The organism is Gilvimarinus xylanilyticus (assembly GCF_024195295.1).
Classification (GTDB): domain Bacteria; phylum Pseudomonadota; class Gammaproteobacteria; order Pseudomonadales; family Cellvibrionaceae; genus Gilvimarinus; species Gilvimarinus xylanilyticus.
On record NZ_JAMFTH010000001.1, the window covers coordinates 1,649,390 to 1,663,852 of the forward strand.

A 14,463-nucleotide genomic window follows, 5' to 3' on the forward strand; every position below is an offset into this window, starting at 1 on the left:
GCCCTGCTAGTACATTTGCACCGGTAGGCGGCGCGAATGACAGCCATCGGGGCCGCAAATTTCGGCGAATAAGTAAACGTCCTGGGGCACTTTATAAATGATCGGCAGCATATCCACCCAGGGCCCGTTTTCGCAGGCCAAGGTAAAGTCAGTGCGGTACTGACAAAGGGCGTAACCGTCTAGGTTACAGGCCCGACCCGGTCCGCAGCGGCGCTCGTACACCCTTAGACTATCGTCAATGTAAGGGGTCTCGCCCATACTCAGGTAGAATCGGTAGGGCTCGGCATAACGCACTTCCCAAAATACTTCGAACACCCCAGCCTCCACATAGGGATCAATGACCAGAGGCACACCGGGGTCGTAATCACTGTCGACCCCATAGCTATCAATGAGCGCGTAATCAATCAGAGCCTGGGGTGGTGGCGGAGGTGGACTGTGATGCTCCCCTTCCTTACAGCCGCCCAATAAAGCAAGAGCAAACAGCAAACCCATCTGTATTTTCATGTCGACACCTCTCGGAGGCTTATTGGCAATACCAAGCAGGTTACCCTTGGCGCCTGAACCCCGGCTGAACTAGTTACTTGTCTTTTGTGGCCGAAACACGTAGTTTTTACCTGAGAGCCTCCGATTATCTCTCCCTACTTAACCGCTTTTTCTGTTGCAGGAAAGGAACCCCCTACCGAATGAACCCCGCAAGCGCCCAACGCGACGCCTCAACCCTAACCACCGCGTGCGAAGAGTGCGACTTACTGTTGACGGTGCATGCCTCCCACCGCCGACCGCGCTGTCCGCGCTGTGGGGCCGTCCAGGCATCGGCCCGGGCCTTTAACCCCACCAGCGCCATCGCCCTGTCCCTAAGCGGGCTGATTCTTGCTATTCCGGCTTTTGTGTACCCGCAAATGAATTTCTCTTTGGTGGGTAACCCCAATACTTACACGCTTTTGGGAGGCGCCAAGGTATTAATGGACATGGGGTTTTACTGGGTAGGCGCGCTGATTTTACTGTGTACCTGTATCGCCCCCGTAGCATTGCTGATACTGGTTATGCTAACCAGTCTTGGCTGGCAGCTGCACTTACCCACTCGCTGGGTGCGAAAGGGGCTTAAGCTATACCACCATATACTTCCCTGGGTCATGCTGGATGTCTATCTATTGGCCGTCGCGGTATCGATGATTAAATTAATGGACATGGGAGACTTCTCACTCACCCGGGGCTTTGCCTGTTTTTTGGGGCTATTAGCCGTGCTGGCACTGACGACTCGCCAATTTAACACCGACCGCTTTTGGGACTTAACGGAGCAGCGTGATGCAGGCCATTGAGCAGCGATTAAGCCGCTGTCACACCTGCGGCAAGCTGGCGCAGGTAAGCCAGGAACCCAGCGTTTGTCCGCGCTGTTACACCCAGCTGCATTTGCGCGACCCCTACGCTCTTTCGCGCGCCTGGGCCTTTACCCTGACGGCGCTAGTGGCTTTTATCCCCGCCAACTTATTGCCCATTATGACCGTGGCAAAATTAGACAATGTGATTCCCAGCACCATTATGGCCGGGGTTATTGATTTGGCAAAAAACGATATGCTGCCCATTGCCATTGTGGTGTTTTTGGCCAGTATTGCCGTACCCGTCTTTAAGCTGATTGGTATTATTTACTTGCTCTATACCGTGCAAAAAGGCCGGGCCATTAACGCGGCGCAAGCCACCCGTATGTACCGCTTTATTGATTTTATCGGGCGCTGGTCAATGCTGGATCTTTTTGTTATTGCTATTTTGGCAACTCTGGTCAGCTTCGGTAAAGTGGCCAGCATTGAAGCCAACCCGGGCGCCTCGGCCTTTGCCGCGGTGGTGGTATTAACCCTATTGGCCGCCAAAAGTTTTGACCCGCGTCTTATTTGGGATTTACAGGAAAAACCACACAATGAGTAACGACGATTCATCTTTTAGCAAGGCGTTACCCGCCGATAGCGTGGACAGTAAACGCGGCATTTCGGCGGTGTGGCTGCTGCCACTTTGTGCGGTATTACTGGGCGCCTGGCTGACGTATAAACACTTTACCGAAGCTGGCGTCAGTGTGGTCATTACCTTTCCCACCGGGCAGGGCCTGGAAGCTGGACAAACAGAGGTGCGCTACAAAGGTATCCAAATTGGCACAGTGCGCGAGCTGAATGTACAGCCCGATTTACAGAGTGTTGCGGCCCAAATCACCATTAACAAACAGGCCGAAACCGCGCTGCGTGAAGACACCCAGTTCTGGCTGGTAAAGCCCGAGCTATCTCTGGGTGGCGTGCAAGGGCTGGATACCTTGGTATCGGGTAACTATATCGCCGTGCGCCCCGGCCAGAACCCAAACACCCGTTATGTGTTTAAAGCGCTTAAGGAACCGCCGCCGCCCGAGCTGAACCAGGGCGATCTGGAAATTCGCCTGTCCGCTCCCAACCTGGGTTCACTGCATGCGGGCTCGCCCATTCACTATCGCAAGCTTAAAGTGGGCGAAATTGTCGATTATGCCCTGAGCGACGACAACGCCAGCGTTATTTTTAAGGCGCATATCGACGCCGAATACACCCACTTGCTGAACACCAACTCGCGCTTTTGGAACACCAGCGGGGTGTCAATTTCGGGCGATTTAAACAGCATTAATGTGGATACCGATTCACTCGCCTCCATTATTTTGGGCGGTTTATCCTTTGCCGAACCCGAGGGCAGTGCCCCTGGCGAACCCGTACTGGATAATCAGGTTTTTAAGATTTTCCCCAGCTACGCCGAAGCCGACACCGGTATTGAGATTGATATTGAGTTTAATACCGCCGAGAGCTTAAAAGCCAACCACACGGAAATTAAATACAAAGGCTTAACCGTGGGTAAGCTTAAAACCCTGGATATGAAAGACGACTTCTCGGCCATTAACGCCACCGCCAGCATCAACCCTATGGCCGATGTTTTACTAAACGACACCACGCAGTTTTGGCTGGCCACCCCCACCATTTCCTTGTCGCGAATTTCGGGGTTATCGACATTGCTAACGGGCTCGCATATCGACATGGAATTTTCCGCCGACAGCGACACTCAGGTACGCGAGTTTGTTGCCCTGCAAGAGCCTCCGGCACCTCGCAAAGACAAAGCGGGCTTGTATGTCGAGCTCACGTCCGAGGCACTGGAGGGCATCACCCGCTCCAGCGAAATCTATTACCGCAATGTCAGTATTGGCAAGGTGGTGGATTATCGGCTTAATGAAGACCAGAGCAAGGTGATAATGGATGTGCATATCGCCCCCAAGTTTGCGCCTTTAATCACCCGCGACGCACGCTTCTACCAAAATAGCGGCATCGACATCAGTGCCGATTTAAGCGGCGTCAATATTAATACCGAATCGCTTTCCAGCATTCTGCGCGGGGGTATCGGGCTTTACCTACCCGCCAACGCCCAGAACGCACCACCGGCCGATGATCAAAGCCGTTTCGCCCTACACCCCTCCCTTGAGCAGGCGCAGGACAAGGGACCTGTGGTACAAGTCTCGTTCGTCGATAGCGATGGCTTAAGCGCCGGGGCCGAACTACGCTATTTAGGGGTCGCCATTGGCGAGGTAGAAGATATCCGCCTTAATCACCCCGAACCCGGCGTCACCGCGTTTATAAGATTATTACCCGAGGCGCAGTCACTAGTGGTCGATGGCACCGAGTTTTGGCGAGTCAAACCAGACATTAGTCTTAAAGGCATCAACAACCTCGGGACCCTGGTGTTTGGGCAATACATTGCTATTGAACCTGGCCACGGCGAAACCATGGCCTATAACTTTACCGGTCAGGAAACGCCCCCGGACGATTATCTGAGCGAGAATGGCCTGAGCTTAACCCTGCAGGCACCCTCGCTGGCCTCCATTAAAGAGGGACGCTCGGTGTTTTATCGCGAAATACCGGTGGGCGAAGTAACCGGCTTTGAGCTGGCAGGCAACGCCCAGCACGTGAATATCTACCTGCACATTTACCCGAACTATGCTCCGCTGGTACGCCGCAACACCGTATTTTGGAATGCCACCGGCATCGCCTTTGACTTTGGCTGGTTTTCGGGCGCTAATTTGCGTACAGGTTCGGTTCAGTCACTGCTAGCCGGCGGTATTGCCCTGGCTACCCCCAACCAACCGGGTGAGCGCGCCAGTGACGGCGAAGTCTTTACCCTAAACGACGCCCCGCAAGACGAGTGGCGGCAGTGGCAACCGGATATTCCCTTACGGGCAGCGCCGTAAATTTTACGGGTTACGGGTTACGGGTTACGGGTTACGGGTTACGGGTTACGGGTTACGGGTTACGGGTTACGGGTTACGGAACATGCTAGCAATAACAATAAGGATATCGAAATGAGTGAATACGAATTGGTGTATTTGGCCAGCGAATACATTAACAGGACGTGGCAGCTACTGCAGTTTTGGGCCAGCGTATCTTTTGGTTTACTGGCTGTGTCCTACCTGGCGGCTAAGCATTTAAATTTAGCGATGGCGGTGATGCTTACCCTGCTCTACTGCTCGTTTACGCTATTTATTATGACCATGCTGGGCTTAAACGGCGAAGTCGTAGATGGCTTTATTAGCGATTTAGCAGGTTTGGATAGTAAAGACGCAGGCAGTCCCCTTACCTCTCAAGGCGCGCAAAAAATTGTCACCACCTCGCCTGGCCCATTGCCCATGGCGCTAATTGTCAGCGCCTTTTTTGGCACCTTTGTCAGCACACTCTATTTTCTCTGGCGATCATTTCTGTCGACTCACAAAACACAAAACCCAGACACCCTTAACGAAAAAAGCTCGCTATAAGCCTATAGCGAGCTTTTACATAATACTTACGGCGCAGCGGCTTACGCCTTACTGCGCCACACGGGGCTAATTACAGCACGTCCATCAGTCCGTCTTTAGAGGCCTTGACGGCCTCCATAGGGGTCATTCCCTCTGGATAAACTTCTTGCTCGACTACCAGCCAAGTCGATTTAGAGGTGTCTTTAAAAGCTTCAATTACCGCACTCCAATCAACCAAATCCTGTCCCACAATAGACGTTACACCGTTATCGGCGGCGGTGACTTTATTCAGCTCGGCAAATACCAGCCCCATCTTCTCACCCCACCCCTCTGGGTTGGCTTTTTCGATGGCGGGCATGGCGTCTTTATAGTGAGTCACCTGGGCTTTAATGTGTGCAGTACGCACCCGGCTTTCGTATTGACGAATCAGCTTGGCAGGGTCCATACCGGCAAAGTAAGCCCAGCTGATGTCCAGCTGCATAATCACATTGTCGGCGGTGTTATCGGCCATATACTCCCAATAAGTCGAGTCTTTATAAGTATTAAACTCGTCCTGGTGGTTGTGATAGCCAATTTGCATGCCATGAGGGGCCAGGCGCTCGGCCATGGCATTTAAGTCGGCCACAATATCTTCAATGCCGTCGTCGTTCCAGGCGCGACCATCAGCCGGTACAATTAACCAGTTAACCCCCAAGGTTTTGTAAAACTGAACCGTCGCATCGAATTTCTCATCGGTTAACTGATCAAACCCCACATGGGCGCCGGAAACCTCTAACCCCAGCGAGTCCAAATAGGCCTTAAAGGCTTGGGCGTCATCGCCGAACTCGCCCAGGTTACCCGCCAGCTCGACGCCATCAAAACCCCAGTCGGCGAGCTGCTTTAGGGTGCCTTTTACATCGTCACTCACGTCGTCTTTAACCGACCAAAGCTGCACCGAAACGCCTTCAAAAATACGCTCTTCGGCATGCTTGTGGTGATGATCGTGATCTCCTGCCGCCAGGGCCGCGCCGCTAAAACTAAAGGCCACTGCCGCCAACCAGGGCATGGCAAATCGTTTTAAAGTATTAAGTGCTGTCATAACCACTCCGATTATTGTCGTTAGTAAAGAGCGCAAGAATAGTATTGTTTACCGCAGTTGGACAGCCCCCATAATTCAAGACAATCGACCGAGCCGACCACAAAGATCGTAAACCCTGGCAAAAGCCCGTCATCTGGCCCTTTGCGGGGGCTGTGATCAGTATCAAATTTTGTGAATAAAAGTTGCCGCAGTTTACAAACCAGGCTTGGTACACAACTCACCCCCAGCGCCCGCCCTGCCTGACCTTTCGCAACTGAACAAAAAACAAACCAATCTAAACGCAATATTAACGCTGCCCCCTCATTAAATATTAATATAGTTTAATCATACAATTATAGTCGGAACCTCTCTAAGATTGGGCCGCTGAGGGTTCTCAGCCTATACCTATAACGGATAAACAATGAGGTTCTTCCATGATAAAGACAATTTTCACCCTAATGACGCTGCTCAGCCTGAGCATAACGGCACTAGCGGGTCCGCCCTCGGGCCGCTATGTGATTATTTCCAAGCTAAACGGCAATGCCCTGGATGTGGATAGTTTCAGCAACGACAATGGCGCCAATGTGATGCAGTGGTTCGCCATGGGTGGCGCCAATCAGCAGTTTGATATCCAAACCCTGAGCGACGGCAGCTACTCCATTCGTGCCGTACACAGTGGTAAATCTTTGGATGTCTGGGAATGGAATGCCGATGACGGTGCCGAGCTGCGCCAGTGGGACTACCTGGGCGGCGACAATCAGCGCTGGTTTATCGATGACCAAGGCGGCGGCTATTTTTCTATTACCTCTAAATTCAGCGGCAAATCCTTGGATGTATGGGAAATGAATATGTACGCCGGTGCCGATATCCGCCTGTTTAGCTACTGGGGCGGCGACGGCCAGCTGTGGACCTTCCAGCGCGTAGGCGACAGCAGCGAGTGCTACGCCGGCGCCACCCTTACCCATCGCTTTGTGGATTGCGGCGGTAAAACCATCGGTCTGAGCTGTAACGGCGATAGCGAAAGCCAGGACCCGGTGTTAAACCTGCACAACTCGTCCGTGCGCAATGTACGTCTGGCAGCCAATGGCGGGGCCGATGGTATTCACTGTGAAGCGGGCCACTGCACCCTGACCGACGTGGTGTGGGAAGATGTCTGCGAAGACGCGGCCACTAACAAGGCCGAGAACGGCACCATGACCATCGTGGGCGGTTCGGCCTACAACTCCAGCGGCGGTTATGGCGGTAGCCCAGACAAGATCTTCCAACACAACTCTAAAAACAGCACCACCTTTATTTCCGGCGGCTTTACCACTTTCGGCGAACACGGCAAACTGTGGCGCTCGTGCGGCAACTGCACCAACAACGGCGGACCGCGCAACGTTTACGTGTACGACGTTAATATCGACTCGGAAATAGGCTCCATTGTGGGTGTAAACCGCAACTACGGAGACCGCGCCACAATCCGCAATCTTCGCATTCGCAATTATTCATCGGGCGACCCCAAGGTGTGCGAAGAATACCAAGGCGTGGAAAAAGGCAGCTCCTCCAGTAAGTACGGCGAGTACTGGAACAGTGCTAGCTGCGATGTGTCCACCTCTGATGTGAACCCTCTGTAAGCACTTTTGCCCCGGCTTTTCGCCGGGGCTTTGCTCATTGCCGGGCATAAACGATATGATGGGACTCCAACCGAGGAGCGTCGTCATGGCCAAAATCCACACGTTTACCATCCACAGCTTACAAAACCAGCCTATCGACTTTACCCAATTTGAAGGCAAGGTTCTGCTGTTAGTGAACACCGCCAGCAAGTGCGGCTTTACCCCACAGTACGAAGGCCTGCAGAAACTACACGACACGTATAAAGATGATGGGCTGGTAGTCATTGGCTTTCCCTGCAACCAATTTGGCGAGCAGGAGCCGGGGGAGCCCGATGAAATCAAAAACGGTTGTTTAATTAACTATGGGGTAGATTTTTTAATCACCGAAAAAATCGACGTAAACGGCCCCGACGCCCACCCTATTTTTCAATTTATAAAAGAGGCCTGCCCTGGATTAATGGGAAACGATATTAAATGGAACTTTACCAAATTTCTAGTGGCCCGCGATGGCACACCGCAAAGACGCTACGCGCCGATTACCAAACCGAAGAAACTGGAAAGCAAAATTAAAAGGTTATTGAAAAACGGGTAAAGGAGATCAGTTGCGTCTGAGGTCTGACAAAAAAGCGTCGGACATCCGGCATCAGACGTCTGACTTTTCCAACCTTTCGCAAAAACATAATCCACCAAATTTCCCCACCAACAGGAATAACCACAGTGCTCCACTACCTTAAAATTTTCAGCTGGCTGCTGTTTACCTTTGCGATCGTGGGCTTAATTGCCCTGTTGGCGGGGCTGGAACCGACCATGACCAGTGTTTTTAAAGCGACCTGGTTGTTACTGGGGCAAACAGCGGTTGCATCGATACTGCTGCTGGGCTTTAAGTACTACCGCTTGGGCAAAATATCGCAGAAGCTTTTGCTTTACAGTGGTTGGACACTGATTGCTCTACTAGTCATCACCGGGCAAATTTGGCTTAACCTTTAACGCTAAGCGGTCAGCAGTTTTGCCAAGGTCAAAAGCCCCCGCTCGACTCTCGCATCCCACTTAACCGCGCAGTTTATGCGCAGACAATTGGCAAACTTTCCCGTGGCCGAGAACAAACTGCCGGGGGCGAAGCTGACCCCCGCCTCCATGGCGGCCTGCAAACGCTCGGTGGTGTTGATCTTGCCGGGCAGCTCCACCCAGAGTACAAATCCTCCGGCGGGGCGACTGATGCGGGTATCGGGCGGAAACAACTGACTAACCCGATCAATCATCCGCGCCACCGCGAGTGAATAATCGCTGCACATTCCGCGAATTAAACGCTGGTAACGGCTTTTATCCAGCACCTCGGCCAGCGCCAATTGCGCCGGGGTATTCACACTCACGGTATTAATAAACTGCAAATACTCGGCGCGCTGGATATTTTTCCCCGGCACCAGCCAGCCCACCCGCAAACCCGCCGCCAAAGTTTTAGACGATGACGAGCAGTAATACACCAAACCTTGGGTATCCCAGCTTTTAACCGGTCTGGGCCTCGGGCCACTTAGCGGTAACTCGCCGTAAATATCGTCCTCCACCAAGGGCACATTGTGTTTTTCCAGTAAACGCAATAACTGTTGTTTGCGCTCATCAGACAAACAGGTTCCCAGCGGATTTGAAAAGCTGGGCACAAACACACAGGCAGCTACAGGCCAGCTCTCAAGCGCGAGCTCAAGTGCGCCCAGGGACAACCCCTCGGTGGGGTCGGTGGGAATTTCTAACGCTTTTAACCCCAGCTGCTCCACCACCTGCAGCAAGCCGTAATAGGTGGGTGACTCCAGCACCACAATATCGCCTGGCTGAGTAACCTGCTTAAGCGCAATGGCGATAGATTCCTGGCAGCTGTTGGTGATTAACACCTGCTCGGGATTGACCCGACACTGTAAACTGGCCAGGTGCCGGGCGATGTGAGTTCGAAGCTCGGGCGCCCCCGGAGGAAACTCATAACCCACGCAGCGCCTGCGCTGTTCGCGCCACACTTGGCGAAAAGCTTTTTCAATCACATTGACCGGCAAAAAGTCAGCGGCGGGAATGGCGGTGCCCAGGTTAACCATCTCGGGATTATTGGCCGCCTGTACCAGTTGCAGCACACGCTCCTGCCCGGACACGGGCTTGGGGGTTTTACTCACCGTGCGAATGCGCGGCGGCTTATGTTTTGTGGCCGCTTGGCAGACGAAGTAACCCGAGCGCGGCTTAGCCTGCAAAAGCCCCCGCCGCTCCAATTCCTGGCAGGCATTCACAGCGGTAGAAACACTCACCTTATGCTGCTGGCTCAGCTTGCGCACGCCGGGCAGTGCCACACCTGGTGGGTAGACTTCGTCGTCAATTAATGTCTGTAGGCGGTTGGCCAATTCACGGTATAACATATTTCCCCCTTGCCATCAGTGTACGCCCAGGCCCGCACACAAAGCGGTACAGTTGCCGAATTGCACACCAGTACAGATACAGGTCAGAATAATCTGTATCGCACCAATTGTCATTTTTTGCATCTGTACCGCTCACCGTCTCGCCGCCTAATCTGTGCCTTTATCACAGGCATAAGGAATAAGCCCATGAACGAGGCACTACTGGCTCAAGTAAGCATTATTATGGTGATGGTCGGCACCCCCGGCCCCAACAACTTCCTACTGTTAAACTCCGGCGTTAACTTCGGCGTGCGTCGCTCTATACCGCTGCTAGCGGGCATTCTGATGGGCTGTCTGGTAATGCTGCTGGCACTGGCCACCGGTTTAGGACAAGTGTTTGCGCACTACCCACTAAGCCTGACAATCATGCGCGTGATCAGTGCGGGCTTTCTCGCCTACCTGGTTATTAAATTGCTGCAAACGCGGGGCACAAACAGCCACCGGGAAAGTGCGGTTAAGCCTTTGGGGTTCTGGCAGGGAGCGGCCTTTCAGTGGGTCAACCCCAAGGCGTGGATGATGTGTTTATCCTTGATTACCGCAGGCGTGACTCACTCCGACATGGCCATGTTGCTGATTATTTTTGCGGTGACGGCTCTGCCCCTGCTTCTCGCCTGGAACCTGGGCGGACTGGCATTGCGTCAGTGGTTAAGCGTGGGGACCCGGTTGGTGTGGTTTAACCGGGCGATGGCACTGCTGTTGTTAAGTTGCGTGGTTATGATTTTTTGATCAATTAACTGGGTGGATAAATAGATCGTCCTGATCTATTTATCCTTAGCCCTAAAAATCAGGCGGCTTGTGCGAAAACCCTGGATTTTTACGGCTTGCATGAACCTTCGGCTCATGGTGGTGCGTCCCTGCCCCCCCTATTAACCCGGCATATACTGCCACCGGGTTAATACAACCCTCAGTTTTTTTGCCAGCCTTCCTCCACGACCGCAGCGCTGCGGTCGTGGGGAAATGACATTACTGCCTTTCGAGCGTACGAATATAAGACACCACATCCTTAAGCGCTTGCTCGTCGGGCAGCATCTTGGCAAAGCTTGCCATTTGCTGACCCACCGGATCGCGCGGGTCGCCGCCGCGAGCCCCCGATCGGTAGTTACGCAGCTGCGTCAGCAGATACCAGTCGGCCTGCCCCGCCAGCGCCGGGGCACCCAATTCGCGATTACCCTGCCCTTGTACGCCATGACAAGCCGCGCAGGCAGTGTAATGCAGCGCGCCCTGTGCCGGGTTACCCTCAATCGTGGCGGGTTGCTCGTCTCTTTCCAAGCTTTCAAGGTAGCGTGCCAAACTGGAAATAGGGCTGTTTGGCTGGGGCTCGGCCTTGAGAAACTCCAGCGCCGCGCGCATGGAAATCCCGTTGGGGTCGCGAAAATGGGTGCCGCGAACACCGGCGTGAAATTTCTGCAATTGGGTCTGCGCATACCAGTTTTCAATACCCGCCAAAGGTGGCGCCGCCTGGGCCGGATCGCCCACGGCGTTACCGCCGTGACAGCCCGCGCAGTGCTGCCCGTAAAGGGTCTCGCCCCAAGAGGTGCTGCCCCATCGCCAAACCTCGGGTTCAAACACATGCCGGGCGTGATACTCGGCGTAAGCCTCGTCCTCGACCTTGGCAAAGTTCAGATCGAGACCCGAGGAGCGCAGCTTGAGTGCCATCTGCGCTTGCGCATCAACCTCATTCACCAGCGCCTGTAAAGATGCCAGCTCGGCCGCACTGGGCTCGGCGCCCCGTTCACGCCAAACATCCAGCGCCGCCACACTCATCAACCCCAAACGCCCCGAGGGCAAACCACGCCAACTCTGCAAGGTTGAGGTCAAATCGTCGGCCTCGGCCTGTAACGTCCTTTGGGCGACCAGGTATTCCGGCGTTTGCTCAAGGTTTTTAAAGCCCTGTAAAAAATCACCGACAACGACAATATCGGCATCGTTCATCGCCTGCCAATAAAAATCACCATGCTTTAAGGCCGCCAAGGTAAAAGCCTGGGCGGACCATTCATCTACCGCTAACTGGGTACGCATTTGCAGCAATTGCTTACCCGCGTTTTCCGATGGCGCCTGCTCGGACAGTGCCAGCAGGGCCCATAGCCGGGCGCGCGGATCGGCGTCGTCAAGGGCCTGGGCGGCCAGCGCCAGATCGGCGGGTGTAGCGTTATCCACCAGTGCCTGCACCGCATTTTTACGGGTGGCATCGGAGGGATGATTAAGTGCCGCTTGTACCGCCGCCTGAGTATCGCTTGAGGTGGCGCTAAACGCCCCCAGACCGTGCAGCGCCCAAATGGCGTGAATCGAGGCAACATCCAAGCCCAGGGCGTCGCTTCTGGGTGTGCCGGTGAGCAGCATTTTCAGCGCCGGTATGGCGTCCGTCCGCTGTTCTGTGACCAGTTTGCGCTGAGCGGTAAGACGCCAGAACATATTGTCATTGGCTAAAGTCTCGACCAGGGTGGCGGTATCTGCCTCACTCAAATCCAGTGGTTCGTAAGTGGGTGAGTCTTTCGCCACCAGGCGATAGATACGACCGCGCTTGCGATCGCGTAGGGGGTTAACGTGGGCGTTACCGGCGCCTTTCTCGGCGTCGAACCCGGCTGATTCCTGATCGGGAATCGGGTTGTGCTGAATAATAAAGTTGTACCAGTCCGCCACCCACAGCTGGCCGTCCGGCCCCACTTCCATATGCACGGGCGACAACCACTCATCAACGCTTGCGATTATGGAGCCTAAATTTTGCGCGCGATAACCGACGCTATTGTCTTGCGGCTCAAGGGCAAACTGCCCTAACAGGTGTGCGGTCGGTTCACCGATAAACGCCCCGCGATTCCAAAAGCGTTGCGGGAAAGCGCGGGCGGTATAAATATTTAAACCGGAACCTGCGGTATAGCGGCCAATATTATCAACCTGAAGATAATTGTAAGTAACGGGAAAGATCTGCCCGAACTCGTCAATTTGCGCCGCCATTTGCGGGGCCACTTCTTTTTGGCGACCGTACACGTAACTGCGCCACAAGGGCACATGCCAAATCGGCGCGCCGTTGGCGGTAGAGCCAAAGACCTCAAACTCTTCGTTAAAGGCGAGGCCCCAGGTGTTGTTGCTTAACTGGGCCACAGGCTCGATGTTACTACCGTCCAGATCCATGCGGTAGAGACCGTTTTGAAACGATTCACCGTTTTCATCTTCCGGAGCCTCGGAATAGCCCACCGCGCCCCACAGGTGATTGTCATGGCCGTACTTTAAGTTTGACGGCCCGGCGTGGGTATCGTCCGTTCCCCAACCGGAATTGAGCACCTTGCGCAGGTCGGCCTTGCCATCGCCGGTGGTGTCTTTTAGAAACAGAAAATCCGGCGCTTGCGAGACAATAAAACCGCCATCGTAGGCCATAATGCCCGTGGGTACGCTGAGCTTGTCGGCAAACACTTGGCAGTGGTCCGCGCGGCCGTCGCCGTCGGTATCCTCACACATGGAGATGCGATCCTTGCCGTCTTCACCATCGGTGCGATCATTGGGGTAATCCACCGACTCCACCACAAACAGGCGGCCCTGTTCATCCCAGGTAAACGCCATAGGGTTGATGATATCCGGCTCGCTCACAAACAATTGCAGCTCGAAGCCCTCGGACACCATGGTCAACGCCATGGATTGCTCGGCGGTAAACGCCTCCTGGAATTGGGGCGCGGGCTCGACCCGGCGGTAATTGGGAATGGTAAGCTCATCGCGATACTCGCCCTCGGGCAGAGTGTCGACCAACGCGCGGTTGGCCTCGCGCTTTTCATCGCCCACCGCCCAGAGAATGCCGCGAATCAACAAATCGTGAAACGCCGGCTGACTCCAGGTGCGCTCATCGTGACCATAGGCGGTGTAAAACACCCGGCCCTCGCCCTGTTCGCGGGTCCAGGTCCAGGGTTCTTGCTCGCGCTGCATCAGCACCGTGCGACTTTCTTCGTTGTGGTCGCTGTGTGCGTAGGTTTCATCCCAGGTTTCGAAGGTGTTAAAGCCTTCCATAACAGGATGGTCTTCCTGTCCCGGCGCAATAGTCGCGGTAAACTCGCCCGCACCGTGACTTTTAAACCGCGCCCCGACCAGATCGACAAACGCATCGGAATGACCGAAGCAGGCGCTGGCACTGTGTACAGGCAAAAAGGCGCCCCCGTTTTCCACATAGTTGAGCAGTGCCTGCTCGCGCTCGGGCGAAATTTCGCCGTAATTGGCATACAGCATCACCGCATCAACATCTTCCAGACCCTCAGCGCTTAAGCGACTAAGATCCTCGACGTATTCCATGTTTATTTTTTCACGCCCGAGAGATTGGTTAAACAAGGGCGCATTTATATGCGATAAATGATAACCGCCTGTGTCGCGGCGCTGATCGTGACCGATAAACAGCAGGTTAATCACACCATCTTCTGCACTGATAGTTTTACTAGGATTCTGAGTATCGGCCTGCTCGTTAGAACAAGCTGCCAACAATGATCCCCACAGGGCCATTGTCAGCATTAGCGTGTAGGACCTTAGGCGGGCCCTTCTTGGGTAGTGTGGTCTCATAGTTTTTATCACTTTGTGATTATTGTTTTGCTGCAACTTTGACTAGCAGAGGCCGTTGAAAAACAAGCGGGG

The 14,463-nt window shown here is 54.1% G+C and carries 12 protein-coding genes; 8 read left to right on the forward strand and 4 right to left on the reverse strand.

Annotated elements, in window-relative coordinates; genetic code table 11:
* Nucleotides 1-6 precede the first annotated feature (6 nt).
* Complete coding sequence (locus tag M6D89_RS07195; RefSeq protein WP_253967341.1) at nt 7-504, reverse strand: hypothetical protein; 498 nt, start codon at nt 502-504, stop codon at nt 7-9.
* Between the two features lie 179 nt (nt 505-683).
* Here M6D89_RS07195 and M6D89_RS07200 point away from each other — a divergent pair, with 179 nt between their 5' ends.
* From M6D89_RS07200 to M6D89_RS07215, 4 genes are all read left to right on the forward strand, one after another.
* Nucleotides 684-1,319: a paraquat-inducible protein A gene (locus M6D89_RS07200; RefSeq protein WP_253967342.1), complete on the forward strand. Its 636-nt coding sequence runs from the start codon at nt 684-686 to the stop codon at nt 1,317-1,319.
* A complete protein-coding gene (locus M6D89_RS07205) occupies nt 1,306-1,920 on the forward strand; it encodes a paraquat-inducible protein A (RefSeq protein ID WP_253967712.1) in 615 nt (204 codons plus the stop codon). The genes M6D89_RS07200 and M6D89_RS07205 overlap by 14 nt, the downstream gene beginning before the upstream one ends.
* The gene (locus M6D89_RS07210) at nt 1,913-4,237 is read left to right on the forward strand and encodes a PqiB family protein (RefSeq protein WP_253967343.1); all 2,325 of its coding nucleotides are present in this window, start codon (nt 1,913-1,915) and stop codon (nt 4,235-4,237) included. Before M6D89_RS07205 ends, M6D89_RS07210 begins: the two co-directional genes overlap by 8 nt.
* A 111-nt stretch (nt 4,238-4,348) precedes the next feature.
* The gene (locus M6D89_RS07215) at nt 4,349-4,798 is read left to right on the forward strand and encodes a hypothetical protein (RefSeq protein ID WP_253967344.1); all 450 of its coding nucleotides are present in this window, start codon (nt 4,349-4,351) and stop codon (nt 4,796-4,798) included.
* A 70-nt stretch (nt 4,799-4,868) separates the two neighbouring features.
* Here M6D89_RS07215 and M6D89_RS07220 read toward each other — a convergent pair whose 3' ends face one another.
* A complete protein-coding gene (locus tag M6D89_RS07220) occupies nt 4,869-5,855 on the reverse strand; it encodes a sugar phosphate isomerase/epimerase family protein (RefSeq protein ID WP_253967345.1) in 987 nt (328 codons plus the stop codon).
* 413 nt (nt 5,856-6,268) lie between these two features.
* Here M6D89_RS07220 and M6D89_RS07225 point away from each other — a divergent pair, with 413 nt between their 5' ends.
* From M6D89_RS07225 to M6D89_RS07235, 3 genes are all read left to right on the forward strand, one after another.
* Nucleotides 6,269-7,450 carry a pectate lyase gene (locus tag M6D89_RS07225; RefSeq protein ID WP_253967346.1) on the forward strand — a complete coding sequence of 394 codons (1,182 nt, stop codon included), beginning with the start codon at nt 6,269-6,271 and terminating at the stop codon, nt 7,448-7,450.
* A gap of 85 nt (nt 7,451-7,535) precedes the next feature.
* Nucleotides 7,536-8,021, forward strand: coding sequence for a glutathione peroxidase (locus tag M6D89_RS07230; protein WP_253967347.1), 486 nt, complete (start codon nt 7,536-7,538; stop codon nt 8,019-8,021).
* 125 nt (nt 8,022-8,146) lie between these two features.
* Entirely contained in the window at nt 8,147-8,416 is a 270-nt protein-coding gene (locus M6D89_RS07235; RefSeq protein WP_253967348.1) for a hypothetical protein, read from the forward strand.
* A 2-nt stretch (nt 8,417-8,418) separates the two neighbouring features.
* Here M6D89_RS07235 and M6D89_RS07240 read toward each other — a convergent pair whose 3' ends face one another.
* Nucleotides 8,419-9,819: an aminotransferase-like domain-containing protein gene (locus M6D89_RS07240; protein WP_253967349.1), complete on the reverse strand. Its 1,401-nt coding sequence runs from the start codon at nt 9,817-9,819 to the stop codon at nt 8,419-8,421.
* 186 nt (nt 9,820-10,005) lie between these two features.
* Here M6D89_RS07240 and M6D89_RS07245 point away from each other — a divergent pair, with 186 nt between their 5' ends.
* On the forward strand, nt 10,006-10,584 hold the full coding sequence (locus M6D89_RS07245; protein ID WP_253967350.1) for a LysE family translocator: 579 nt from the start codon (nt 10,006-10,008) through the stop codon (nt 10,582-10,584).
* A 237-nt stretch (nt 10,585-10,821) separates the two neighbouring features.
* Here M6D89_RS07245 and M6D89_RS07250 read toward each other — a convergent pair whose 3' ends face one another.
* Nucleotides 10,822-14,343: a PVC-type heme-binding CxxCH protein gene (locus M6D89_RS07250; RefSeq protein WP_253967351.1), complete on the reverse strand. Its 3,522-nt coding sequence runs from the start codon at nt 14,341-14,343 to the stop codon at nt 10,822-10,824.
* Nucleotides 14,344-14,463 lie beyond the last annotated feature (120 nt).

What these genes read in the sequence shown, in the direction of transcription:
- M6D89_RS07200 (WP_253967342.1), top strand. Translation starts at nt 684, where the DNA reads ATGAACCCCGCAAGCGCCCAACGCGACGCCTCAACCCTAACCACCGCG.
- M6D89_RS07250 (WP_253967351.1), bottom strand. Translation starts at nt 14,343, where the DNA reads ATGCTGACAATGGCCCTGTGGGGATCATTGTTGGCAGCTTGTTCTAAC.
- M6D89_RS07245 (WP_253967350.1), top strand. Translation starts at nt 10,006, where the DNA reads ATGAACGAGGCACTACTGGCTCAAGTAAGCATTATTATGGTGATGGTC.
- M6D89_RS07220 (WP_253967345.1), bottom strand. Translation starts at nt 5,855, where the DNA reads ATGACAGCACTTAATACTTTAAAACGATTTGCCATGCCCTGGTTGGCG.
- M6D89_RS07215 (WP_253967344.1), top strand. Translation starts at nt 4,349, where the DNA reads ATGAGTGAATACGAATTGGTGTATTTGGCCAGCGAATACATTAACAGG.
- M6D89_RS07210 (WP_253967343.1), top strand. Translation starts at nt 1,913, where the DNA reads ATGAGTAACGACGATTCATCTTTTAGCAAGGCGTTACCCGCCGATAGC.
- M6D89_RS07195 (WP_253967341.1), bottom strand. Translation starts at nt 504, where the DNA reads ATGAAAATACAGATGGGTTTGCTGTTTGCTCTTGCTTTATTGGGCGGC.
- M6D89_RS07205 (WP_253967712.1), top strand. Translation starts at nt 1,306, where the DNA reads ATGCAGGCCATTGAGCAGCGATTAAGCCGCTGTCACACCTGCGGCAAG.
- M6D89_RS07240 (WP_253967349.1), bottom strand. Translation starts at nt 9,819, where the DNA reads ATGTTATACCGTGAATTGGCCAACCGCCTACAGACATTAATTGACGAC.
- M6D89_RS07230 (WP_253967347.1), top strand. Translation starts at nt 7,536, where the DNA reads ATGGCCAAAATCCACACGTTTACCATCCACAGCTTACAAAACCAGCCT.
- M6D89_RS07225 (WP_253967346.1), top strand. Translation starts at nt 6,269, where the DNA reads ATGATAAAGACAATTTTCACCCTAATGACGCTGCTCAGCCTGAGCATA.